The organism is Rhizobium sp. R86522 (genome assembly GCF_042466255.1).
In the GTDB taxonomy this organism is placed as follows: domain Bacteria; phylum Pseudomonadota; class Alphaproteobacteria; order Rhizobiales; family Rhizobiaceae; genus Allorhizobium.
Genome location: NZ_JAXHBX010000001.1, coordinates 500068 through 522046 on the forward strand (window position 1 = coordinate 500068; position 21979 = coordinate 522046).

Here is a 21979-nt window from a genome sequence, read left to right on the forward strand (position 1 = left end):
AGTGCGAATTTTCGCAAACTTTACCGCTAGGCGTGATTTTTCCCATGCGTACACGCAACTAAAGCGCTTTGAGGTGTTGCCTCGGCAATCAGCCGGTGATGTCGATGACGCCACAATCACCCGCCTCGGAAGCGAAGGCGAGGAGTTTGCCTGTGCTGCTCCAGGCAAGTGAGGTCACTGCACCCTTGCCGGGACGGCGCAACAGCGCCTCCTTGCCATCGGCGATGCGCACGGCAAGGATCATGCCGTCGATGAACCCGATCGCCAGAACCTCTTCGATTGGGTGGAAGGCGACCTGGGTAACGAGAATGTTGGCGCGGGTGCCGAGTTCGAGCGGAGCCTTGCCCATCGGGCCGTCCTTGCCGGAGAATGGCCAGACGATTGCAGCCGGTGCGCCTGACGAGGCGAGCCACTTGCCCTTCGGTGACCAGGAAAGGGATTTGACCTTGGCGGGATAGCCGGTCATTCGCATATGGCGGGTGTCGGCGGCCTTGCCGTCGAGCTTCCAGCCATGCAGCGCCGATTCCTGCATCATGGTGACGACGAAGCGGCCATCGGGCGAGAAGGTCACGCCCGTATGCGCGCCCTTCCAGTCGAGATCGACGGGCGCGCCTGCGGTCCCGACCCAGTGCAAAGTGACGCCGTTATAGCGGGCAACCGCGATACGCAGACCCTTGGGGGCGAAATCGACGGCCTCGACAGTACGCTCTTCGGTGAATTCCTTCGTCGTGCCATCGGCAAGCCGCACGAAAGTCGACTTGCCATAGGCATAGGCGACCGCGCCTTGGGGACCGGGTGCGACGACCGAAATCCACTTGCGTGGCACATGGGCGATTTCGGTAACCGTGCCGTCATGAGCGATGCGCAGCACGCGGCCGTCTTCGCCACCTGTCAGCAGGGTCTGGCTTGCCGGATCCTTGACACAGGTCAGCAGTCCGGCATTCGCCTCCGTCACCTTCTCGCCGCCATCCAGCCGGTGAATGGCACCGCTCGCAGCGGCGAAGACCGGGATGTCACCGAGAAAATGGGTCGAGACAACGTGGCCTTCGATATCGAGCGGTGCAACAGTGGGCATACGGACAGGCTTTCTTTCAGGCAGAACGGTACGGACAGGCGGCGGGGCGTGAAAGCCCCGTTCAGGCAGAGGCGGCTTCGCAGGCCTTGAAGCTGGCTTCCAGCTTTTCGCGGTCGAGTTCACGGCCGATGAAGACAAGGCGGCTCTCGCGCTTCTCGCCATCCTTCCATGGACGCTGGTGATCGCCCTCGACGATCATGTGCACGCCCTGCACGACATAACGCTCCTCGTCGCCCTTGAAGGCGATGATGCCTTTCAGGCGCAGGATGTTCGGGCCTTGCGTCTGGGTCACCTTCTGGATCCAGGGGAAGAAGCGATCCGGGTTCATCTCGCCACCGCGAAGGGAGACCGAGACCACGGTCACGTCATGGATCGGGGAGGGGGCGTGATCGTGGTGGTGATGCCCGTGGTCATGACCATGATCATGCGCATGATGATCGTGGCCATGGTCATGATGGTGGTGGTCATGCCCGTGATCATGGTGATGATGGTCATGGCCGCAATCCGGGCCGCAGACATGGTCCGGGTCGTCATGGTCGAGGAAATGCGGATCGTTTTCGAGCGCGCGCTCGAGATTGAAGGCGCCCTGATCGAGCACCTTGGCGAGATCGACGCCAGAGCGGGTGGTCGAATAGATGCGGGCGGAAGGATTGATTGCGCGCACGATGTGCTCGATCTGGTGCAACTCGTCATGGGTGACGAGATCGGACTTGTTGATGACGACGACATCGGCAAAGGCGATCTGGTCTTCGGCTTCGCGGCTGTCCTTCAGGCGCAGCGGCAGATGCTTTGCGTCGACGAGAGCCACCACGGCATCGAGCTCTGTCTTGGAGCGGACGTCATCGTCCATGAAAAAGGTCTGGGCAACCGGTACCGGATCGGCCAAGCCCGTCGTCTCGACGATGATGCCGTCGAAGCGGCCGGGACGACGCATCAGGCCTTCGACCACGCGGATCAGGTCGCCGCGCACGGTGCAGCAGACGCAGCCATTGTTCATTTCGTAGATTTCTTCGTCAGACTCGACGATCAGGTCGTTGTCGATGCCGATCTCGCCGAATTCATTGACGATGACGGCGTATTTCTTGCCGTGGTTTTCGGAGAGGATTCGATTGAGCAGCGTCGTCTTGCCGGCGCCGAGATAGCCGGTGAGCACGGTGACGGGTGTCGGTTTCGCGGATGCTTCGGTCATGAAAGCCTCTGGTGTCAGGGGGCGCCGGACGATGCGGCTGTAATGGTGTTACCCCCATATAGGCGTTCCGTCTTGCCAGTTCAAAGGCTTTCGTACGGCTCAGGCGGCGGCCAGCGCCGAGCGGACATCGGTGCGTGTGAAGTCGTCTCCGACATAGAGAAGCGGGCAGTCGAACTCCTTGGCGGTGGCATAGGAAAAGCAATCGCCGAAGTTGAGCGAGGCCGGGTGATGCCTTTGCCGAAGCGTTGGTAGGCTGCGGCAGCGAGCTCCGCGCGGGAAGCCGTCAGGTCGATGATCTCGACATTGAGGGATGCAATCAGTCGCGACAATTCATCCGTACAATTTTTTTGAAGAGCCACGATTTTCAGTTCGAGCAGCGTGCCAGCTGACAACACTAGGCGACTGTTTGGGGTTTCCAGAACTGCTGCACAGGCCTTAGCAGTCGCTTCATTCTTTATGATGGCAATCAGTGCAGATGTGTCGAGTGCGATCACGTCGGAAGACCGTTTTCATCGTACAGAAAGTCGTGACTCCTGTCAGCGAGCGGCTCACCTGGAACCGGGCGAGGGGCCTTGGCCATGATCTCTTCGAGAATGGCCCGTCGTTCCTCGAGAGTTAGCGCAGGACGTCGGCCGGTCGATTCGATCGGTTGCAAGACGACAGCATCCTGCCCGTCGCGGGTGATGATAACGGGCTCTCCGCGTTCGGCTCGCTCTACAAGTTCTTCGACCCGCGCGGCTGCCTGCTCCATGGAAACACGCATGCTTCTTACTCACGCTCTCTCTTGACCAATATGCGCCTTCCCTGTCGGCCCTGCAAGCTCACGTCAATGTTGCAGTATCGAACCTGTGCACGTCATCCAGTAGATCGAGAAGGCCTGCAACCGAATGGGCCAGCAATCGTTCCCCCCTCTCTGCCGTCGCTGCCGCCGCATTGCCGGCCACACCCTGTGAGTTGAGATCCGACATCTTCCAGCCGAAGGCATGGGGACCATAGGCGCGCAGATGGCGGAAGCGGGCGGCGAAATCGGATTGCCGGGAGGGGAAGCTCTCTGCTTTCGTCATGTCCACCCGATCCGGTGCGAGCGCCAGCATGACCGATGTCTCGATGTCTCCGCCGTGGATGTCGACCGCCTTTGCCTCGGGTGCAATCCAGCCGTCCGGCTGGCCGAAGCGTGTCCAGCTTGTTGCGACCGCCAGCATATTGAAGCGCACCCGTGCTTCGGTTGCGGCAATCGTCAGCAGCGGGGAATTGCCACCATGGGCGTTCATCAGCACCAGTTTGCGAATGCCCTGGCGGTTCAGCTCTTCAGCGATCCCGAGCCAGCGGATGATCGCCTCGTCATAGGTGAGTGTTCGGCTGCCTTCGACATGCATGTGTTCGATCGAGTAGCCGACGGGCTCCGCCGGCAGGATGGTTACTGGCAGATGCGGAGGCAGGGCATCGGCGACACGGCGCATGATGCCTTCAGCGATGATCGTGTCGGTCTCGAAGGGCAGGTGAGGGCCGTGCTGCTCGTGTGCGCCGAGCGGCAGGACGGCAATCCAGTCGCGCCGGTCATCGGCTTTCAGCCGGGGATCGTTGTCCGCGAACGACAGGGCTGGCTTCGCCATCTGGTCTAACCTCATCATCTTCGTTATGCATGGCAGCCGTCGCGGCGGATTGCAGTGAGGGCCGTAGCGTTTGTCGACCGGGGAGAGTCATGGCGAAAAAGGACAAGGCCGACAAGGACCGCGGTGAAAAGAAGAAGAGCAAGAAGAAGGAGCCGCCGGCTTCGGGTGTGCTCAGTGGTGCCATGACCCAGGTCGCACGTGCTTTGCGAACCCGGCTTTCCCATGGGCTTGCCGAAAGCGGGCTCTATCCGGGCCAGGATGGCGTGGTGCAACTTCTCGCGCAGGAGGACGGCCAGACGCCGGGTGCGCTTGCCCATCAGCTCGGTGTCAAGGCGCCCACCATGACCCGCACCATCGGGCGGATGGAGGCGCAGGGCTTCGTCATGCGCCGTACCGACGATCGAGACGGACGCCTGACCAAGGTCTATCTCACCGACGAGGGGCGCGGCAGCGTGGCTCAGATCGCGGCAGTGACGGTTGCCTGCGAGGCTCATGCCCTCCAGGGCCTGTCGGGCAAGGAAGTGAAGATCCTGGTCAAGCTGCTGGCGGCCATCGAGGGTAATCTCTCGGGTCAGAGCGGCATGCGGTCAGCTGATCATGCGGACGATGACGGTGATTGAAATCGCCAATTAAATTGTTTAATTAAATCTTTTAAGGGCGATCGAGCGCCCACCGGCCTGCTGCGAGGGAGGAAACGTGGCACAAAAGGTAAAGCTTTCGACCATTGCGGAGACGCTTGGTCTCTCCACGGCGACCATTTCGCTTGCCCTGCGTGACAGCCCGCTCGTTGCGGCCGATACCCGCGAGAAGATCAAGGAGCAGGCGCGCGCCCTCGGTTACATCTACAACCGCCGTGCTGCGAGCCTTCGCACCTCCCGCTCCGGGATCATCGGTGTCGTCGTGCATGACATCATGAACCCGTTTTACGGCGAAATCCTGAAAGCCATCGAGACCGAACTCGATCGCAGTCGACACACCTTCATTCTTTCGAACCACTACGACAGCGTCGAGAAGCAACGCATGTTCATCGAGACGCTGCTGCAGCTTGGCGGCGACGGGGTGATCATGTCGCCGGCCATCGGCACGCCGCCCGAAGACGTGTTGCTCGCCGAAAATAACAGCATGCCGGCGATCTTCATCGCCCGCTCTATGGATGGGCTCGATGTGCCGATCTATCGCGGCGACGACAGTTACGGCATTTCGCTGGCCACCAACCATCTGATTGGCCTTGGCCATCGCTCGATTGCCATGATCGGCGGCACGGACCAGACATCCACGGGGCGTGACCGCTACCAGGGCTATGTGAACGCGCTGCGCAAGGCGGGTATCGAAGTCGATCCCGGCCTGCGCATCCCGGGCCCCCGCACCAAGCAGGGCGGTTTCGAGGCGGCGGTGAACTTTCTGTCGCTTCCGCAGAAGCCGACGGCTGCCGTCTGCTGGAACGATCTCGTCGCCATCGGGTTGATGAACGGCATTGCCCGTGCCGGTCTCATCCCCGGCCAGGACATCTCGGTCACCGGCTATGACGACCTCGAGGAAGCCTCGATCGCCACGCCATCCCTGACAACCGTCTGGAACGGTCAGGCGGAGGTCGGGCGGCTTGCCGCGCGGGCGCTGCTCGACAAGCTTGCCGGCAGTCATGAGCCTGACGGCATCCACCTGATCAAGCCCGAGATGCGCATTCGCCAATCGACCGGCCCGATCCGTCGGTGATCCCCGAGGCGGCTTCAAGGCCGCTCGTCCATGATCCTCGCCCCGCAAGGAGACAGCCATGTCCGATCGCCCCCTCGTGCTCATTCCAGGCCGCATTCATCCGCGCGTCCGTGCCCGTCTTTCGGATCGGTTCGACCTTTTGGAAATCTCCGATGCCACTGCCGCCGAGGCGGACGCGGGTGAACTAGAGCGAGTGCGCGGCGCTGCGGTCTCCGGCCGATTTCCTGCTTCGCTGATCGAGCGCTTGCCGAAGCTCGAGGTGATCGGCAGCTTCGGGGTCGGATACGACGGCGTCGATGTGAAGGCGGCCTCAGCTGCCGGGGTGGTCGTCACGAATACGCCCGACGTGCTGAACGATGAGGTGGCCGATACGGCGATCGCGCTGCTTCTCAATACCATGCGTCAGTTTTATTTCGCCGAGCGTTATCTGCGTGACGGACGCTGGGAGAAAGAGGGGGCATTTCCACTCTCGCCGCTTTCGCTCAAGGGGCGCAAGATCGGCCTTCACGGTCTCGGCCGGATCGGCATGGAGATTGCCAACCGTCTCCTGCCGTTCAAGGTCGAACTTGCCTACCATACGCGGCGACCCCGCACGGGTGTCGATTTCGTCTATCACGACACCCTGACGGGCCTCGCGAAGGCGGTCGATGTGCTCATTTCGATCGTCCCGTCGACGCCGGAGACCAATGGTGCAATCAACGCCGAAGTCCTCTCCGCGCTGGGGCAGAACGGCGTGCTCATCAATGTCGGTCGCGGTTCGACGGTCGATGAGCCCGCGCTGATCGCCGCCCTTCAGGCCGGTACGATCGCTGCTGCCGGTCTCGATGTCTTTGCCGACGAACCTCGCGTGCCCCAGGCCCTGATCGACCTGCCGAATGTCTCGTTGCTGCCGCATGTCGCATCGGCCTCGGTGCCAACGCGTGACGCCATGGCCGATCTTGTCGTCGACAATATCGTCAGCTGGTTCGACACGGGACGGCCGCTCACGCCGGTTCCGGAAACGCCGTATCCAAGGAGCTGATTCGGCGGTCAGCCTTCCGCAAGCTTGCCGGTGCATCCTCTTGCCATATGGGGTCTCGAGCGGAAGGATGCTCCGATGAAGTCCTCTCTCGCCATCGTGGCGACAGTTCTCCTGTGTGCAGGTGTCTCGGTGGTCGGAGTCAGTATCTGGGCTCTGCCGCAGCGCTCCGCGCAAATGGCCACCGATCCGATCGTGCTCGGCACAATTCCACCTGCCGACCATAAGCCGTCGGTCTTTGCCGCGAAGCTGCATGCGGGATCCGTCTCGCCACCGGCCCAGTTTTCCGTGTCCAACTTCACACGAAAGACGGTCTGTCTGGTGGAGCGCGGCGCGGCTCTCACCAGTCGCAGTCGCGATTTTTTCGCTCCACCCGATTGCGAAGAGGTCTGGCCTGGTCTGGTGCGTGCAACCACCTGGACCCAGCACGAAGATGGCAGTGTGACGATCAGCGATCCTGGTGGAGCCACCTTGCTGACACTGGTTCGAGGGCGGCACTTTTCTTACGAGGTGACGGATATACCCGGTGCAGATCTGGCGCTCCTGATGTTGCCTTGAGCATTTGCGGAGCGGGTCATAAAAATTGTAGCCTTGCGCAGTAAATCGCCAAGGTTGCGCAGTTTCTTGCCTCGGTTTACATGTTCGCGCTAACATAGCAACTGCCCTCTACAGGCACGCTCAAGTGAAAGCTCTCATCCAAAAGAATAGAGTCCAAGCGCTTGAATCCCCTTAGACAAAATGGTTAGCTCGCGCATCGCTGCCGGGAGGGGCCGACGATGCCCGCCGGTGGGGCAACAAGTGGGAGGTAGTTCATGGATCGTCGTTCATTTATCAAGAAGGCTGGCGTCGCCGGTGCGGGCGCTGCTGCGTCCACCGTGCTGGCAGCACCAGCCATCGCGCAGGAAAACCCCAAGATCACCTGGCGCTGCTCGTCGGGCTTCCCCAAGGCGCTTGACACCATTTATGGTGCTGCCGAAGTGTTTGCGGCAGCCGTCAACGAAGCAACCGACGGCAATTTCCAGATCCAGGTCTTCGGGGCTGGCGAAATCGTCGGTGCGCTGGAAGGTGCAGATGCCGTTCGTGATGGCACCATCGAAATGGCGCATACCGCGTCCTACTACTTCTTTGGCAAGGATCCGAGCTGGGCATTCGGCACGGGCGTTCCGTTCGGCCTGAACCAGCGCATGACCAATGGCTGGCTCTACGAGGGCGGTGGTCTAGACCTGCTCAATGAGTTCTATGCCGCCAACAACATGATCTCGTTCCCGGCTGGTAATACCGGTGCGCAGATGGGTGGCTGGTTCCGTAAGGAAATCAACACGGTCGCCGACCTGCAGGGCCTGAAGTTCCGCATCGGCGGCTTCGGTGGTCGCATCATTTCCGAACTCGGCGTCGTTCCGCAGAACATCCCGGGTGGTGACATCTACGCTGCTCTCGAACGCGGCACGATCGATGGTGCCGAATTCGTCGGTCCTTACGACGACGCCAAGCTCGGCTTCAACAAGGTTGCTCCTTACTGCTACTATCCCGGCTGGTGGGAAGGCGGCGTGACGCTGTTGAACATGATCAATCTCGACAAGTGGAACGAGCTGCCGAGCAACTACAAGGGCATCGTCAAGAGTGCGTCTGCACTCGCCAACGGTGTGATGATGGCGCGCTACGACAGCCTCAACCCGGCTGCTCTGAAGAAGCTCGTTGCCGAGGGCACGCAGCTTCGTCCCTACAGCCGCGAGATCCTGGAAGCCTGCTTCGATGCGGCGACCAAGGTTTATGGGGAGATCAGCGCCGAGAACCCGCAGTTCAAGAAGCTGCATGACTCGTACATGGGCTATCGCGGCGACGGCTATCTGTGGTTCCAGCTGTCCGAGTACAGCTTCGACACCTTCATGATGCTGCAGCAGCGCGGCGGCAAGCTCTAAGCTTTTCGCTTCAGACTGATCTAAGAGGCCTCGGGACGTCCTGTCCCGGGGCCTTATTTGTTTGTGTCGTGATCCATTCGAATCGATCATCGGCGCTTGGCCAAAGAAAAACCCGGCGTCTCCGCCGGGTCTCATTTTTGAGAGGCCTTCGCCTTCAGTCGAACCGCGGCAGGCCGCCGGCATCGCCAGGGCCTGGCAGGCCGCCTGGGGCCGGAAGCGATGTGCCTCCTGCCGGTGGTGTGGCCGGCTGCGTTGTCGGAGCCCCGAAATTCGGCATCGCAGGCATGCCATCACCGGGTCCCGGAAGACCCAGCGAAGGTGCTCCATCGAGGCTCATGCCTGGCAGACCGAAGCCGGAACCACCTGCATCGTTGATCTGGCTGTTGATGTCCGTCTGGTTCATCTGCACGGGCGCGGCCTTGTAGTGGGTCACAAGACCGGGGAAGGCGATCAGAATGCCCAGCATGAGGATGTTGATCAGGATGAACGGCAACGTCCCTGTGTAGATCGATCGCGTGGTGATGGGTTCGATCATGCGATCGGTCGTCTTGTCGTGCCAGGCCTTGGTCGGTGCAACCGAGCGCAGATAGAAGAGGGCAAAGCCGAAGGGTGGTGTCAGGAAGCTGACCTGCAGGTTCATCCCCAACAATACGCCGAACCAGACAAGGTCGATGCCGAGCTTGTCTGCCACGGGTGCCAGCAACGGCACAAGAACGAATGCGATTTCGAAGAAATCGAGGAAGCATCCGAGGATGAAGACGATGATCGTCACGACGATCAGGAAGCCTGTCTCACCGCCCGGCAACGCCAGCATCAGTTCTTCAACCCAGATATCGCCCGAGATGCCATAAAAGGTGAGCGCGAAGACACGGGCACCAATCAGGATGAACATGACGAAGGTCGCTAGCTTCGCGGTCGAGTCCAGCGCCTGCATCAGGGTCTTAAGGTTGAGTCTGCGTTTTGCCAGCGCCATGATCAGTGCGCCGGCAGCACCCATGGCGCCGCCTTCTGTCGGCGTTGCGATGCCGAGGAAGATCGTGCCGAGGACGAGGAAGATGAGCGCAAGTGGCGGGATCAGGACAATGACAACCTGCTCGGCCATCTTCGACATATAGCCCAGGTTCCAATGACGATTGGCCAGGGCAAACACGTATGGGATGACTGTCGCTGCGAGTGCTGCCCAGACCACGCGCGTCTCGTAGCGGAACTCCGTGAACACGAAGTAATAGCTGATGAAGTAGAGACCGATCGCAGCCAGAAGGATGAAATAGAGAGACGTCCCTCCTGAACCAAGTGGGCGGGCTTCAGGAGGAAGTGCGGGTGCCCATTCCGGTTTGATCAGTGTGACCGCGAAGATGTAGAGGCAATACATGCCAACCAGCATCAATGCTGGCAGCATGGCGCCGACATACATGTCGCCCACGGAGCGACCGAGCTGGTCGGCCATGACGATCAGAACCAGCGAAGGCGGAACGATCTGCGCCAAGGTGCCGGATGCCGCGATCGTACCCGCGGCAAGGCCTGGATCGTAGTTGTAACGCATCATGATGGGCAGTGAGATCAGGCCCATGGCGATGACTGAGGCTGCCACGACGCCGGTCGTTGCAGCTAGAAGCGCGCCGACGATGACAACCGCGAATGCCAGGCCGCCGCGCACTGTGCCGAACAACTGGCCGATCGTGTCTAGAAGGTCTTCCGCCATGCGCGACCGCTCGAGGATCAGGCCCATGAAGGTGAAGAAGGGAATGGCCAGAAGCGTGTCGTTGCGCATGATGTCAAAGACACGGTTCATGTTGGCCTGGGCCAGCGGCCAGGACAATCTTATCTCCGGCGAGATATGGCTGAGCTCCACACCGAAGATGAAGAAGTAGATTCCGCCGGCCGCCAGCGTGAACGCAACCGGGTAGCCGATCAGCAGCATACCCATCACGATGATAAACATGATCGGCGCGAGGTTGTGTGCGAAAATATCAAGCATTGTTGCCCCCCTTCGTCTGGCTCGCAGCGTCGTCGGCAGGCAGATCAGGTTTGCCATGTCCGGACGCGACCGTCGTGTCCTCGAGGTCGCCACGAATGATGGCAAAGCGCTTGATGATTTCCGAGAACGCCTGGAGGTTCAATAGAACGAAGCCCACAAGGATGCTGGCCTTGGCCGGCCAAATGATCAGGCCGCCAGCGTTGGAGGACATTTCGCCCGACATAAACGAGCGCCAGAAGAATGGCCACGCAAAATACGTCATCATTAGGCAGAAGGGCAGCAGGAAAAAGATATGGCCGAATAGGTCGATCCAGTCGCGTGTGCGCTTCTTGAAAGTGCCCGCCAGCACGTCAATTCGCACATGCTCGTTGCGCTGGAGCGTGTAGGCGGCGGCCAGCATGAACACGGTGCCGAACAGATACCACTGTACTTCCAGCCAAGCGTTGGATGACATGTCGAAGGTCTTGCGGATGACGGCGTTGCCGGCGCTGATCAGGACGGCGGCCAGGAGCAGCCAGGAAACCCAGCGCCCGATGGCCCCGTTGATCGCGTCGATCAGCCGAGAAACAGCCAACAGGATTGTCATTGTGTTTTTTCTCCCCTTGTCGCTTCGTGCTTAGAGCAATGGCAAACCACGTGCAACTGGACTGCACCGATCCGCCCCCAGGGGCAACGAAAGTTGAACTGGCTGCAGCTGCAGCCGACGCTGGCGCTGGTTTCCGTCTGCGCGCATCGCTTGTGTTTGCTTGCATTTTAATAGTTTCGATAGGCCGCCCTTAAGAGGTTCTCGCTTAGTTGTTTGCGTGTCACCTAGAAGCAGTGCAGTTTAGGAGTTGCTTCGTTTTGCGTGTTGCTGTGACGTTTTAGGACATGCTTTTTGCCGCAAAGCAGGCACAAGGATTGGAAGAGACATCATTTGAAAACTGAGGTTTCGCGTCCAACCTTGCCGGGAGGGCAGATCATGAATACCGAGAGGGGGCATGAGAAAAATGTGCCCACGGATGTGTATCTGTCGTTCGTGAGCTCTCTGTTCGACAACCGCTTCACGCTGTTTACCGGCATGGTTGTCCACATCCTGACATTCGTCACGGTCTATGTGCAGACGGGAGCGTCCTTCTACCTCTTCCTGTGCGCCTGCTTCGTCGCCGTCTTCTCGTTCCGGCTGAACTCCTTCTTTGTCTTCGATCGGGAAGACAAGTCGAAGCTCACTCGCCAGCAGATCGCGGCCTGGGAACGCCGCTATGTCATCGGGGGCGCCTCGACTGCTGCAATCCTGGGTGTCGGCAGCGGTTACGCGATGCTCGCCTTCGAAGACACATTCGCGGAACTTGCCTGCATAGCCGTTACCATGGCCTCGATGGTGTCCGTCGTCGGCCGCAACTATGGTTCAAGGCTTGCTGTCGATCTGCAGACTTTGGCGTGTTGCGTGCCCATGATCATCGGCAGCCTTCTTGCACAGGATCTCTTCAAGGCATTGTTGTCGCTGATGCTCGTGCCGTTTGGTCTTACCGTGCGGTCGATGGCCAATGGTGTGCGCGACTTCCTCTATGAAAATGTTCTGGCTTCTCGCGAAATGGCAAAAATTGCCGATCGCTTCGACACGGCTCTCAGCAACATGACACATGGTCTGTTGATGCTTGATCCGAACAATCGGATCGAGGTGGTCAATCGGAAGGCCTGCGAATTGCTCAACCTGGGGGACCGTCGCCGCCTCGTCGGCTGCGATCTCGACGTCGTTCTGCGCTACGGCGTCCGGCATACGTTTCTGGACGGATCCATGTCGAGCCTTCTGCAGAAACAGCTCGCCCAGCTCGTGCAAGGGCTCTCCAGCCGCGCACTCATGCATTTTTCTGAAGATCTGGTGCTGGAGTTCTCCGCCAAGCGGCGCGACGAGGGCGGGGTCGTGTTGATCTTCGAGGATGTGACGGCTCGTGTGCATGCCGATCGCAAGATCCTGCACATGGCACGTTACGATAGTCTGACGGGGCTGCCGCATCGGGGATACTTCATCGACCTCGTCCGCGAGCGTCTGGAGCGCTCCGGCGAGTTCGGGACGACTGTCGGCCTAATGATCCTTGATGTTGCCGATTTCAAGCATGTGAACGATCTCAAGGGGCATCTGACCGGCGACAAATTGCTGGTGTCCATCGCGTCTCGCCTGACGGAGTTTGCCGCAGGCAAGGCTGTTGTCGGCCGTCAGGTGGGCGATCACTTCATCTGCTTCTTTCCGAATGTCGAGGACCAGGACGACCTCATAGACGTGATGCGTAACCTGCATCTCGCCGCCAGCGCCGATTATGATGTCGAGGGGATGCGTGTCCCTGTCGTTTTCTCCGCCGGGGCCGTGCTTGCCGAGAGTGCTGCATTCGACATGGATGACTGGCTGGTCAAGCTGGATATCGCGCTGTTCGAATCGAAGGCACGCAGCCGGGGCAGCTTTACGCTTTTCGTCAAGGAAATGGATGCGCGTTATCTGGAGCGGCAGCGACTGAAGGCGGATCTCAGAGCGGCCGTTGACCAGCAGGCCATCACCGTCGTCTACCAGCCCATGTTCACTCCGGATGGGCGCGGTCTCGTCTGTTGCGAGGCGCTTGCCCGATGGCATCACCCGGAAAAGGGACCGATTGCGCCGAACATCTTCATCCAGATCGCAGAAGAGATGGGCATTGTCACAGAGATCACGGAGCAGGTGCTGCGCCGAGCCTGTTTTGATTGCCAGACTTGGCCGGAAGCGATCGGTGTTTCGGTTAATCTTTCTGTCCACGATCTCAGGCAGGGCGATCTCGCCGCCATGATCGAACGGATACTCTCGGAGACTGGGCTGTCGGCCAAGCTGCTGCATCTTGAGGTCACGGAAAGCAGCCTGATCGAAGAACTCACTCCCGCCCGCGCCGTTCTGGACAGGCTACGCGGGCTCGGGATCACGATTTCCATCGACGATTTCGGCACCGGCTTCTCGAGCCTCAGCTACCTGGATACCCTGCCCGTCGACGTGGTGAAGATCGATCGCTCCTTCGTTCGCAACATCGGGCAGGACGCCCGCCGATTGAAGCTTCTGCGGGGGATCGTCAGCCTGACGCGCGGTCTTGACATCGGGATCGTGGTCGAAGGCGTTGAAACGCGGGAGCAGCTGTCGCTGATCAAGAAGCACAACTGCGCCGATCTCATTCAGGGCTACGTCTTCTCGATGCCGATCGCCGCTCACGCCATCGGCGCTCTCGCGGAGGAGGCAGAAGTCCACGGGATCGCTGCCCAAGCCGGCGTGGCTTGACGCACCTGTTCTGCTGCCTGTTTCCATTTCCAGTCAGATTTACCGCGTGTCGCAGAGATGGTTGCGTATGCAACTGTTAACCTTAACCTATCGCATTTTAATATCTTGTTAATTTTCAGGGGGGCGAGGTGGAACGATAGGTGATACCCCATGCCATCGGTTGCAGCCGGCGGGGTATCAGTATGGAACTGGAAGGCTTTTCGGAACGATTGATGCGCTACCTCGATTTCATCGAGTATCGCCGGATCGAGACTCAAGAAGATTTCGAAGATATCGAGCAACTGCGTTACAAGGCTTACAAGGCAGCGAACGTGCTGCCGGTCGCGGCGCCAAGCATGATTGATGATGCTGATTTCGACAGGCACGCCTATGTTTTCGGGATCTATTATTTCGAAGAGCTTGTCAGCACGATACGGCTTCACCACGTGACCCCAAGACATCCCCTATCACAGTCGGCAGGCGTCTTTCCCGACGTGATGGAGGCTTATCTGGATGCAGGACTGACCTTGATCGACCCCGCGCGTTTCGCTGTCGATCCAGATGTGGCAAGCGAGTTGCCCATTCTCCCCTACATCACTCTTCGGACGAGCATTGTCGCTGCCGCCTATTTCAGGGCGGACCGCGTGCTGCAACACGTTCGGCCGCATCATACTGCCTTCTACAAGCGCGTCTTCTATGCGGAAACTGTCGTCGAGCGGCGGATGACCGAGATCTATGGTCTTGAGCTCACACTCATGGCCACCAATACCCACACGACGGGTGCGAAACTCCTCAAACGCTATCCGTTCTTCGATTCCGGGGTGCACGAGCGCCGCCTGATGTTCGGACGTGGGGAGGGGGCGCTGTCGACCACGCCGCTGACGGTCCTGCCTTCGGCGCGACTCGTGGCGGCGGGAAAGGTCACGGGCGCTGTCGCTGGTCGGGATTATTGACCACAAACGTCGGATCCGATTGCGCTCCGCCTGCCGTTTGTGTATGCGGGAAAAAGATACATTTCTGCCCATGGTTTCGTCAGATGTGATTCCGCCGTGGTGCCGCTAGGCTTAAGATTTGGGAGATCGAACATGAGCGAACATCATTCCGGTCCGGTCGAAACCGGTGCTTCTATGGACTACAAGGAGCACGAGAAGACCTATGACGTCTTCATCGCTGGCACCAAGTATGGCACCGTCATCCTGGTTGCGCTGATGATCGCCATGGCTGCCGGCTTCTTCGGCGGTGCTGGCCTGCTCGGCGGGTTCTTCATCTGGATCGTGCTGTCGGTTGCCGGCGTCTTCATGATGCGCTGATCGGCGATAGAGCATTGATTGACGAGAGGCGGTCCGGCAACGGATCGCCTTTTTCTTTGCCCATCGTCCGCATCAATCCATGGCCATAAAAAAAACGGCGGATCACCCCGCCGTTTCGATGTCTTGCCGATGGTTCTGGCCTCAGCTTGTCGTGCCGCGCGTGCGCGCCAGGCCCTGCTTGGCGGGCTCGTATTTGGGATCGAGGCGCAGCGCATGGCTGTAAGACTTGGCTGCACGGGCCTTGTCGCCGCGACGCTCATAGATCAGCGCCTGGTTGGCCCAGCTCTCGGCGATGTTGTTGTTCAGCTCGATCGCGAGGTTGAAGTCGGCGAATGCGTTGTCGTCATCGTTCAGCGCGACATAGGATACGCCACGGCCATTGTAGGGCTCAGGCGCCCGCGGCGAAAGCGAGATCGCCTTCGAGAAGTCATCGATCGCCTTCGCATGGTCGCCGCGCACCTGGTATATCAGGCCACGATTGTGGAAGGCACGACCATCGGTCGTATCGAGCTGGATGGCGCGGTTGAAGTCGCCGAAGGCCTCGTCGATGCGGCCGGCCTGACGATAGATGTTGCCGCGGCCGATATAGGCGACGTCGTAATTCGGGTTGATCTTGAGCGCCTGGTTGTAGTCGGCGGCGGCTTCGACCGGCTTGCCCATGTTGCGGTAGACCAGCGCGCGGTTGGCATAGGCCTGGAAGAACTGCGGGTTGAGCTGCAGGGCGGTGTTGAAATCGTCTAGCGCCTGGCGGAACTGCCCTGCGCGACCATAGGCCGAGCCGCGCACGTTGTAGCCTTCCGGATCACGCGGGTTGGACTGGATGACTGATGTCAGAGAGGCGATGTTTTCCTCGGAGCCCTGGGCCCGGTCAAGACGAATAACATCCGTGGTTTCCGTCGTGGTGGCGCAGCTTGCCAGGGTCAGTGTGGCGAGCAGAGCTGCCGCAGTGGCCAGTCGCGGCAAGCGCGAAGCCTGGGAGGCGGAGAGGAGCACGGAGCTTTTCGTCATGAGGCGCATCATCCGGCGGCCGCCAGAACCCCTCGTAGGCGTCGGACAGCGCAAGTTCGTGTTTCATATCAAAAGGGCGGCGGCGATTCGTCTCGCCCCCGCCCTCATTTCATAGGAAAACGTCTAAATCTAGGCTGATCAGCGCGCGCGAGCAGGGGCCGGCAGAAGGCCTTCGCGCTGCATCTTCTTGCGGGCGAGCTTACGGACGCGGCGAACGGCCTCGGCCTTTTCGCGCGCACGCTTCTCGGACGGCTTTTCGAAGAAGTCGCGCATCTTCATTTCACGGAAAATGCCTTCGCGCTGCATTTTCTTCTTGAGAGCGCGGAGCGCCTGGTCAACGTTGTTGTCGCGGACTAGTACCTGCACGTTTATCCCGTTCCTTTGGTTTTAAGTGTTGGTCCTTCCGTCGATGGAGGTCGCATCTTCGGAAACAGCGTAATGGTTCGCGCGGCCACTGAGTCCGGCGATTGGGTTGCGAGATACCAGAAGACCCTGATGAAGTCCATATGGCGCAAGGCTTCCCGCCAATAATTTTGCGCCCTACACTGCACTTCTTCTGGGGTGTCGAAAGACGGATGACAATGCGTCGCAAAACGGACGTCATGTCGTGGATTGATCTGCGACCTGTATCATCCTACCCACATGCCTGAACCACAGGAGTTTAAGGCGAATGCGCAAATATTCGGTCTTTGCCGTTGTCCGTGAGGCCATGCGTGCCCACAAGGGATGGGAGGCTCAGTGGGTCTCTCCCGAGCCGCGGCAGTCCTATGACGTCATCATCATCGGTGCCGGCGGCCATGGCCTTGGCGCTGCCTACTACCTCGCGAAGGAGCACGGCATTACCAATGTCGCTGTCATCGAAAAGGGCTGGCTTGGCGGCGGCAATACCGGCCGAAACACGACGATCATCCGGTCCAACTATCTCTATGAAGAGAGCATGGACATCTACGAGCATTCGCTGAAGCTCTGGGAAGGTCTGTCTCAGGACCTCAACTACAATGTCATGTATTCGCCGCGCGGCGTGATGATGCTGTCGCACAATGTGCATGACCAGCAGTCCTTCAAGCGGCATGTGAATGCCAACAATCTCTATGGCATCGACAATGAGTGGCTGACGCCGGAGCAGGCCAAGGCCTTCTGCCCGCCGCTCGATATCTCGAAGACCGCGCGTTACCCGATCAATGGTGCAGCACTGCAGCGCCGCGGCGGCACGGCGCGTCACGATGCTGTTGCCTGGGGTTATGCGCGTGCAGCGTCGGATCGCGGCGTGCACATCATCCAGAATTGTGAAGTTACCGGCATCCGCCGTGGTCCGAATGGTGAAGTCACCGGCGTCGACACGACCAAGGGCTTTATCGGCGCGAAGAAGGTCGGCGTTTCCGCGGCCGGCCATTCCTCCGTCGTCATGGGCATGGCGGGCGTGCGTCTTCCGGTTCACTCGACGCCGCTACAGGCGCTCGTTTCCGAGCCGCTGAAGCCGATCTTCCCCTGCGTGGTCATGTCCAATACCGTGCATGCCTATATCTCGCAGTCGGACAAGGGCGAACTGGTAATCGGTGCCGGCACCGACCAGTACAATTCCTACAGCCAGACCGGCGGCATGCAGATCATCACGCATACGCTGGATGCCATCTGCGAGCTCTTCCCGATGTTCCGTCGTGTGAAGATGATGCGCCAGTGGGGCGGGATCACCGACAACACCGCCGACCGTTCGCCGATCCAGAGCGTCACGCCGGTTCAGAACCTCTTCGTCAATGCCGGCTGGGGCACGGGCGGTTTCAAGGCGACGCCGGGTTCGGCCAATCTCTTTGCCCATCTCATCGCCAAGGGCGAGCCGCACCGGCTGGCCCAGGGCCTGACGCTCGACCGGTTCCGCACCGGCCGCCTCATCGACGAGGCAGCCGCCGCTGCCGTGGCGCACTGATTTTAGGGATAGCCCAACATGCTGGTCATCAAATGCCCCTATTGCGAAGAAGAGCGTGCAGAGCTCGAGTTTCGCGCCGCCGGTGAAGCGCATATCGCACGCCCGGAAAACATCGCCTCGATCACGGACGAAGAGTTCGCGGATTACTTCTTCCTGCGTGACAACCCGAAGGGCCTGATCTTCGAACGCTGGCGCCATATCCATGGCTGCGGGCGCTTCTTCAATGCGGCCCGCGACACGATCTCCGACAAGATCCTGCTGACCTACAAGGCCGGTGAACCCATGCCCGATCCTGCAACACTGGTTGCCCCGTCTGCATCGAAGGGAGAAAAGGCATGAGTGCTGCCAACCGTATTCCCGGCAAGGGTCGCCTGACGCCGGCGCTGACCGCCCGCTTCACCATCGATGGCCGCACTTTGACGGCCTATGAAGGTGATACCGTGGCGTCTGCCATGATCGCCAACGGCATGCATCTCGCCGGACGCTCGTTCAAGTATCGCCGTCCGCGCGGCATCCTGACCGCAGGTCCGGAAGAGCCGAATGCGCTGCTTGACGTCTCGCGTGACGCCGCGCGCCGCCAGCCGAATGTGCGGGCGACCGTGCAGGAAGTGTTCGACGGCATGAAGATCGAGACGCAGAACCGCTGGCCGTCGCTGTCGCTCGACATCGGCGAGGTCAACAACCTGCTGTCGCCCTTCTTCGCCGCTGGTTTCTACTACAAGACCTTCATGTGGCCGAAGGCTGCCTGGCACCAGATTTACGAGCCCTTCATCCGTCGCGCCGCCGGTCTCGGTCATGCGCCGAAGGAAGCCGATCCGGACCATTACGCAAACCGCTATGCCCACTGCGACGTGCTGGTGATTGGCGGTGGTGCCGCCGGTCTCGCCTCTGCACTGGCTGCTGCCCAGTCGGGCGTGCGCGTCATGATCGTTGACGAACAGCCGGAAATGGGCGGTGCCTTCCACTTCGACACAGGCGCTACCGTCGACGGCCAGAGCGGCTGGGACTGGGCTCAAGCGACCGTTGCCAAGCTCAAGGCCATGTCCAATGTCACCGTGCTCTCCCGCACTACGGCCTTCGGCTATCACAACCACAACTACGTGGCGCTTGTTGAGCGTGTCACCGATCACGTCGCCAAGCCGGCCAAGAACCAGCCGCGCGAACGGCTCTGGCAGGTCCGTGCCAAGCGTGTGATCATCGCCAGCGGTTCGATCGAGCGTCATATGGTGTTCGCCAACAACGATCGCCCCGGCATCATGCTGGCGGCGGCGGGCCGCACCTATCTCAACCATTTCGGCGTCGCTGTCGGTGCCAAGGTCGGCGTCTATACGGCGCATGACTCGGCCTATGAAGCGGCGATCGATCTGAAGAAGGCAGGCGTCTCGGTGCCTGTCATCGTCGACGCCCGCGAAAAGCCGGGTGAGGGTGTTTTGGCCCAGGCGCGTGCGCTCGGCATCGAAGTGCTGACCGGCCATGGTGTGGTCGATACAGCAGGCCGTCTGCGCGTTCGCTCGATCACCGTGCGTCGCAATGGCGGCGGCGCCACCCGCAAGATCGAGGTCGATGCGCTCCTGATGTGCGCCGGCTGGACGCCATCGGTGCATATGTTCTCGCAGTCGCGCGGCAAGCTGAAATATGATGCCGCAAACGACCGCTTCCTGCCTGATATCTACGTGCAGGATTGCGTGTCCGTCGGCGCCTGCAATGGCACCGACGATCTGCAGGCGCTGCTCGATGAGGCAACCGCTGCCGGTCTTTCCTCCGCCAAGGCTGCGGGTGCGACCGAGACGCCAGCCGTCTCGCTGTCGGGTGCCAATGCCCATGCCTGGACCGGTGGCATGATCGGGGCTGCCGAAGGGGCTGGCCGTGACGACAACGTCAAGGCCTTTGTCGACTTCCAGCACGACGTCTGCGCCAAGGATATTCGTCTGGCCGTGCGCGAAGGCATGCATTCGATCGAGCATATCAAGCGCTTCACGACCAACGGCATGGCCTCTGACCAGGGCAAGCTCTCCAACATGCATGGTCTGGCGATTGCCGCCGAAGTGCTCGGCAAGGAGATCCCGCAGGTCGGTCTCACCACCTTCCGCGCGCCCTATACGCCCGTCACGTTCGGCACGCTGATCAACCATTCGCGTGATGCGCTGTTTGATCCCGTGCGCAAGACGCCGATGCATGCCTATGAAGTCTCACAGGGTGCCGTCTATGAAGATGTCGGCAACTGGAAGCGCGCCTGGTATTACCCGAAGGCGGGCGAAGACATGCATGCCGCCGTCAACCGCGAATGCAAGACGGTGCGTGACGCAGCCGGCGTGTTCAACGCCTCGACGCTCGGTAAGATCGAGGTTGTCGGTCCCGATGCTGCCGAGTTCCTGAACCTGATGTACACCAATGCCTGGGACACGCTGAAGCCCGGCAAGGCGCGCTACGGCATCATGACGCGCGAAGACGGCTTCATCTATGACGACGGCGTCGTCGGGCGTCTCTCCGAGGACCGCTTCCACGTGACGACCACGACGGGCGGTGCGCCGCGTGTCATGCACCACATGGAAGACTATCTGCAGACGGAATTCCCGCATCTGAAGGTCTGGCTCACCTCGACCACCGAACAATGGGCTGTCATCGCCGTCCAGGGTCCGAAGGCCCGTGACATCATCGCGCCTTTCGTCGAGGGCATCGACATCTCCAACGAGGCCTTCCCGCATATGAGCGTGGCCGAAGGCACATTCTGCGGCGTGCCGACGCGTCTCTTCCGCGTGTCGTTCACCGGCGAGCTCGGCTTCGAAGTCAACGTTCCCGCCGATTTCGGCGCTGACGTTTTCCGTCAGATCTGGGAGCGCGCCCAGTCGCTTGGCGCCTGCCTCTATGGCACCGAGACCATGCACGTTCTGCGCGCCGAGAAGGGCTATATCATCGTCGGCCAGGACACCGACGGCACGCTGACGGCTGACGATGCCGGCCTCTCCTGGGCGGTGTCGAAGAAGAAGACCGACTTTGTCGGCATTCGCGGCATGAAGCGTCCGGATCTCGTCAAGGAAGGCCGCAAGCAGCTTGTCGGTATCTTCACCAAGGATCCGAACGAGGTGCTGGAGGAGGGCGCGCAGATCGTCGCCAATCCGAACCAGCCGAAGCCGATGACTATGCTCGGTCACGTCACGTCGTCCTACTGGTCGGAAAACCTGGGGCGCTCGATCGCGATTGCCATGGTGGCCGGTGGTCGCGGCCGCATGGGCGAGACGCTTTATGTGCCGATGAAGGACAAGACCATTGCGGTGGAAGTCACCGACATGGTGTTCGTTGACAAGGAAGGAGGCCGCATCCATGGCTGATATGTCTGTTGCAGAGCGCAAAACCGTTCTTGCCGGCTTCCACGGCGGTAGCGCCAAGGTGCGCCTCACCCCGGCTCTTCTCGCGACCCGCGTCTCGCTGCGCGCTGGCGCCGATGCCGTCGCGGGCCTCTCCAAGACGCTTGGCCTGAAGCTGCCGACAAAGCCCAAGACGTCCGTCTCGGCCAAGGGCCGCACGGCCTTCTGGATCGGTCCGGACGAGTGGTTCCTGATCGACGAGAAGGGCGCAGAGCTGATGGCCGACTGCGCCGCCTCCGGCGTGGTTCACTCGGCGGCCGACATCTCCCACCGCAACACCGCGATTATCGTCTCGGGTCCGGCTGCCGCCGACACGCTTAACGCTGCCTGCCCGCTCGACCTCTCGCTCGCCGCGTTCCCTGTGGGGGCCGTGACGCGCACCGTCTTCGGCAAGATCGAGATCATCCTCTACCGCGTCGAGGAAGAGACGTTTCGCGTCGAATGCTGGCGGTCGTTTGCGGAATATGCGTTCGGCATGCTGAGTGAAGGCGCGGAGGATGCCTCGCTCTGAGGGGCGGTTGTCTGAAGGAGTTTGAGGAGGCCGGGGTGACCCGGCCTTTTTTGCGACACACGACACCTTGCCTAGTCAGGGTTGCAAAAGCCTCCTCTCACCTCCG

Annotated in this window: 20 protein-coding genes and 1 pseudogene; 12 read left to right on the forward strand and 9 right to left on the reverse strand. The window is 60.5% G+C overall.

Annotated elements, in window-relative coordinates:
* Nucleotides 1-88 precede the first annotated feature (88 nt).
* The 5 genes and pseudogenes from SJY08_RS02345 to SJY08_RS02365 all read right to left on the reverse strand — a co-directional run bounded on the left by SJY08_RS02345 (nucleotide 89) and on the right by SJY08_RS02365 (nucleotide 3877).
* Nucleotides 89-1075, reverse strand: coding sequence for a WD40 repeat domain-containing protein (locus SJY08_RS02345; protein WP_377274596.1), 987 nt, complete (start codon nucleotides 1073-1075; stop codon nucleotides 89-91).
* 61 nt (nucleotides 1076-1136) lie between these two features.
* The gene (locus SJY08_RS02350) at nucleotides 1137-2264 is read right to left on the reverse strand and encodes a CobW family GTP-binding protein (protein ID WP_377274597.1); all 1128 of its coding nucleotides are present in this window, start codon (nucleotides 2262-2264) and stop codon (nucleotides 1137-1139) included.
* Nucleotides 2265-2363: 99 nt separating this feature from the next.
* Nucleotides 2364-2758, reverse strand: a pseudogene (locus SJY08_RS02355) (type II toxin-antitoxin system VapC family toxin).
* Nucleotides 2755-3027, reverse strand: a complete 273-nt coding sequence (locus SJY08_RS02360; RefSeq protein WP_054148176.1) for a type II toxin-antitoxin system Phd/YefM family antitoxin — start codon at nucleotides 3025-3027, stop codon at nucleotides 2755-2757. Before SJY08_RS02360 ends, SJY08_RS02355 begins: the two are co-directional and overlap by 4 nt.
* Nucleotides 3028-3085: 58 nt before the next feature.
* On the reverse strand, nucleotides 3086-3877 hold the full coding sequence (locus SJY08_RS02365; protein ID WP_300888013.1) for a creatininase family protein: 792 nt from the start codon (nucleotides 3875-3877) through the stop codon (nucleotides 3086-3088).
* A gap of 89 nt (nucleotides 3878-3966) precedes the next feature.
* Here SJY08_RS02365 and SJY08_RS02370 point away from each other — a divergent pair, with 89 nt between their 5' ends.
* From SJY08_RS02370 to SJY08_RS02390, 5 genes are all read left to right on the forward strand, one after another.
* Nucleotides 3967-4497 carry a MarR family winged helix-turn-helix transcriptional regulator gene (locus SJY08_RS02370; protein ID WP_069043409.1) on the forward strand — a complete coding sequence of 177 codons (531 nt, stop codon included), beginning with the start codon at nucleotides 3967-3969 and terminating at the stop codon, nucleotides 4495-4497.
* Nucleotides 4498-4573: 76 nt separating this feature from the next.
* The gene (locus tag SJY08_RS02375; RefSeq protein ID WP_054148179.1) at nucleotides 4574-5590 is read left to right on the forward strand and encodes a LacI family DNA-binding transcriptional regulator; all 1017 of its coding nucleotides are present in this window, start codon (nucleotides 4574-4576) and stop codon (nucleotides 5588-5590) included.
* Between the two features lie 58 nt (nucleotides 5591-5648).
* On the forward strand, nucleotides 5649-6611 hold the full coding sequence (locus tag SJY08_RS02380; protein ID WP_377274598.1) for a 2-hydroxyacid dehydrogenase: 963 nt from the start codon (nucleotides 5649-5651) through the stop codon (nucleotides 6609-6611).
* Nucleotides 6612-6686: 75 nt separating this feature from the next.
* Entirely contained in the window at nucleotides 6687-7166 is a 480-nt protein-coding gene (locus SJY08_RS02385; RefSeq protein WP_377274599.1) for a hypothetical protein, read from the forward strand.
* A 254-nt stretch (nucleotides 7167-7420) separates the two neighbouring features.
* Complete coding sequence (locus tag SJY08_RS02390) at nucleotides 7421-8527, forward strand: TRAP transporter substrate-binding protein (protein WP_377274600.1); 1107 nt, start codon at nucleotides 7421-7423, stop codon at nucleotides 8525-8527.
* A gap of 154 nt (nucleotides 8528-8681) precedes the next feature.
* Here the strand turns inward: SJY08_RS02390 and SJY08_RS02395 are convergent, their stop codons facing one another.
* Nucleotides 8682-10505: a TRAP transporter large permease subunit gene (locus SJY08_RS02395; protein WP_377274601.1), complete on the reverse strand. Its 1824-nt coding sequence runs from the start codon at nucleotides 10503-10505 to the stop codon at nucleotides 8682-8684.
* On the reverse strand, nucleotides 10498-11091 hold the full coding sequence (locus SJY08_RS02400; protein ID WP_054148184.1) for a TRAP transporter small permease subunit: 594 nt from the start codon (nucleotides 11089-11091) through the stop codon (nucleotides 10498-10500). Before SJY08_RS02400 ends, SJY08_RS02395 begins: the two co-directional genes overlap by 8 nt.
* Before the next feature lie 375 nt (nucleotides 11092-11466).
* Between SJY08_RS02400 and SJY08_RS02405 the strand changes: the two genes are divergently transcribed.
* The 3 genes from SJY08_RS02405 (at nucleotide 11467) to SJY08_RS02415 (ending at nucleotide 15065) form a co-directional block, all read left to right on the forward strand.
* Entirely contained in the window at nucleotides 11467-13776 is a 2310-nt protein-coding gene (locus SJY08_RS02405) for a putative bifunctional diguanylate cyclase/phosphodiesterase (protein WP_377274602.1), read from the forward strand.
* Nucleotides 13777-13958: 182 nt separating this feature from the next.
* Nucleotides 13959-14708 (forward strand): hypothetical protein, encoded by a 750-nt coding sequence (locus tag SJY08_RS02410; protein WP_054148186.1) that lies wholly within the window; start codon nucleotides 13959-13961, stop codon nucleotides 14706-14708.
* A gap of 132 nt (nucleotides 14709-14840) precedes the next feature.
* Complete coding sequence (locus tag SJY08_RS02415) at nucleotides 14841-15065, forward strand: aa3-type cytochrome c oxidase subunit IV (RefSeq protein WP_054148187.1); 225 nt, start codon at nucleotides 14841-14843, stop codon at nucleotides 15063-15065.
* A gap of 141 nt (nucleotides 15066-15206) precedes the next feature.
* Here the strand turns inward: SJY08_RS02415 and SJY08_RS02420 are convergent, their stop codons facing one another.
* Both SJY08_RS02420 and rpsU read right to left on the reverse strand, forming a co-directional pair.
* Nucleotides 15207-16073 (reverse strand): tetratricopeptide repeat protein, encoded by an 867-nt coding sequence (locus tag SJY08_RS02420; RefSeq protein WP_153762770.1) that lies wholly within the window; start codon nucleotides 16071-16073, stop codon nucleotides 15207-15209.
* 138 nt (nucleotides 16074-16211) lie between these two features.
* Nucleotides 16212-16439, reverse strand: coding sequence for a 30S ribosomal protein S21 (rpsU, locus tag SJY08_RS02425; protein ID WP_054148188.1), 228 nt, complete (start codon nucleotides 16437-16439; stop codon nucleotides 16212-16214).
* 304 nt (nucleotides 16440-16743) lie between these two features.
* On the opposite strand from rpsU, the gene SJY08_RS02430 reads away from it, so the two are divergent.
* Genes SJY08_RS02430 through SJY08_RS02445 form a run of 4 tightly spaced genes read left to right on the forward strand, consistent with a single transcriptional unit; the run spans nucleotide 16744 to nucleotide 21873 of the window.
* Entirely contained in the window at nucleotides 16744-17997 is a 1254-nt protein-coding gene (locus SJY08_RS02430; RefSeq protein ID WP_054157082.1) for a sarcosine oxidase subunit beta family protein, read from the forward strand.
* A gap of 18 nt (nucleotides 17998-18015) precedes the next feature.
* Nucleotides 18016-18336, forward strand: a complete 321-nt coding sequence (locus SJY08_RS02435; protein ID WP_054148190.1) for a sarcosine oxidase subunit delta — start codon at nucleotides 18016-18018, stop codon at nucleotides 18334-18336.
* Complete coding sequence (locus SJY08_RS02440; protein WP_377274603.1) at nucleotides 18333-21326, forward strand: sarcosine oxidase subunit alpha; 2994 nt, start codon at nucleotides 18333-18335, stop codon at nucleotides 21324-21326. Before SJY08_RS02435 ends, SJY08_RS02440 begins: the two co-directional genes overlap by 4 nt.
* Entirely contained in the window at nucleotides 21319-21873 is a 555-nt protein-coding gene (locus SJY08_RS02445; RefSeq protein WP_377274604.1) for a sarcosine oxidase subunit gamma, read from the forward strand. The genes SJY08_RS02440 and SJY08_RS02445 overlap by 8 nt, the downstream gene beginning before the upstream one ends.
* Nucleotides 21874-21979 lie beyond the last annotated feature (106 nt).

Excerpts from the sequence above, each read along its gene's own strand:
- SJY08_RS02345 (WP_377274596.1), bottom strand. The coding sequence starts at position 1,075 with ATGCCCACTGTTGCACCGCTCGATATCGAAGGCCACGTTGTCTCGACC.
- SJY08_RS02350 (WP_377274597.1), bottom strand. The coding sequence starts at position 2,264 with ATGACCGAAGCATCCGCGAAACCGACACCCGTCACCGTGCTCACCGGC.
- SJY08_RS02360 (WP_054148176.1), bottom strand. The coding sequence starts at position 3,027 with ATGCGTGTTTCCATGGAGCAGGCAGCCGCGCGGGTCGAAGAACTTGTA.
- SJY08_RS02365 (WP_300888013.1), bottom strand. The coding sequence starts at position 3,877 with ATGGCGAAGCCAGCCCTGTCGTTCGCGGACAACGATCCCCGGCTGAAA.
- SJY08_RS02370 (WP_069043409.1), top strand. The coding sequence starts at position 3,967 with ATGGCGAAAAAGGACAAGGCCGACAAGGACCGCGGTGAAAAGAAGAAG.
- SJY08_RS02380 (WP_377274598.1), top strand. The coding sequence starts at position 5,649 with ATGTCCGATCGCCCCCTCGTGCTCATTCCAGGCCGCATTCATCCGCGC.
- SJY08_RS02385 (WP_377274599.1), top strand. The coding sequence starts at position 6,687 with ATGAAGTCCTCTCTCGCCATCGTGGCGACAGTTCTCCTGTGTGCAGGT.
- SJY08_RS02390 (WP_377274600.1), top strand. The coding sequence starts at position 7,421 with ATGGATCGTCGTTCATTTATCAAGAAGGCTGGCGTCGCCGGTGCGGGC.
- SJY08_RS02395 (WP_377274601.1), bottom strand. The coding sequence starts at position 10,505 with ATGCTTGATATTTTCGCACACAACCTCGCGCCGATCATGTTTATCATC.
- SJY08_RS02400 (WP_054148184.1), bottom strand. The coding sequence starts at position 11,091 with ATGACAATCCTGTTGGCTGTTTCTCGGCTGATCGACGCGATCAACGGG.
- SJY08_RS02405 (WP_377274602.1), top strand. The coding sequence starts at position 11,467 with ATGAATACCGAGAGGGGGCATGAGAAAAATGTGCCCACGGATGTGTAT.
- SJY08_RS02410 (WP_054148186.1), top strand. The coding sequence starts at position 13,959 with ATGGAACTGGAAGGCTTTTCGGAACGATTGATGCGCTACCTCGATTTC.
- SJY08_RS02415 (WP_054148187.1), top strand. The coding sequence starts at position 14,841 with ATGAGCGAACATCATTCCGGTCCGGTCGAAACCGGTGCTTCTATGGAC.
- SJY08_RS02420 (WP_153762770.1), bottom strand. The coding sequence starts at position 16,073 with ATGACGAAAAGCTCCGTGCTCCTCTCCGCCTCCCAGGCTTCGCGCTTG.
- SJY08_RS02430 (WP_054157082.1), top strand. The coding sequence starts at position 16,744 with ATGCGCAAATATTCGGTCTTTGCCGTTGTCCGTGAGGCCATGCGTGCC.
- SJY08_RS02435 (WP_054148190.1), top strand. The coding sequence starts at position 18,016 with ATGCTGGTCATCAAATGCCCCTATTGCGAAGAAGAGCGTGCAGAGCTC.
- SJY08_RS02440 (WP_377274603.1), top strand. The coding sequence starts at position 18,333 with ATGAGTGCTGCCAACCGTATTCCCGGCAAGGGTCGCCTGACGCCGGCG.
- SJY08_RS02445 (WP_377274604.1), top strand. The coding sequence starts at position 21,319 with ATGGCTGATATGTCTGTTGCAGAGCGCAAAACCGTTCTTGCCGGCTTC.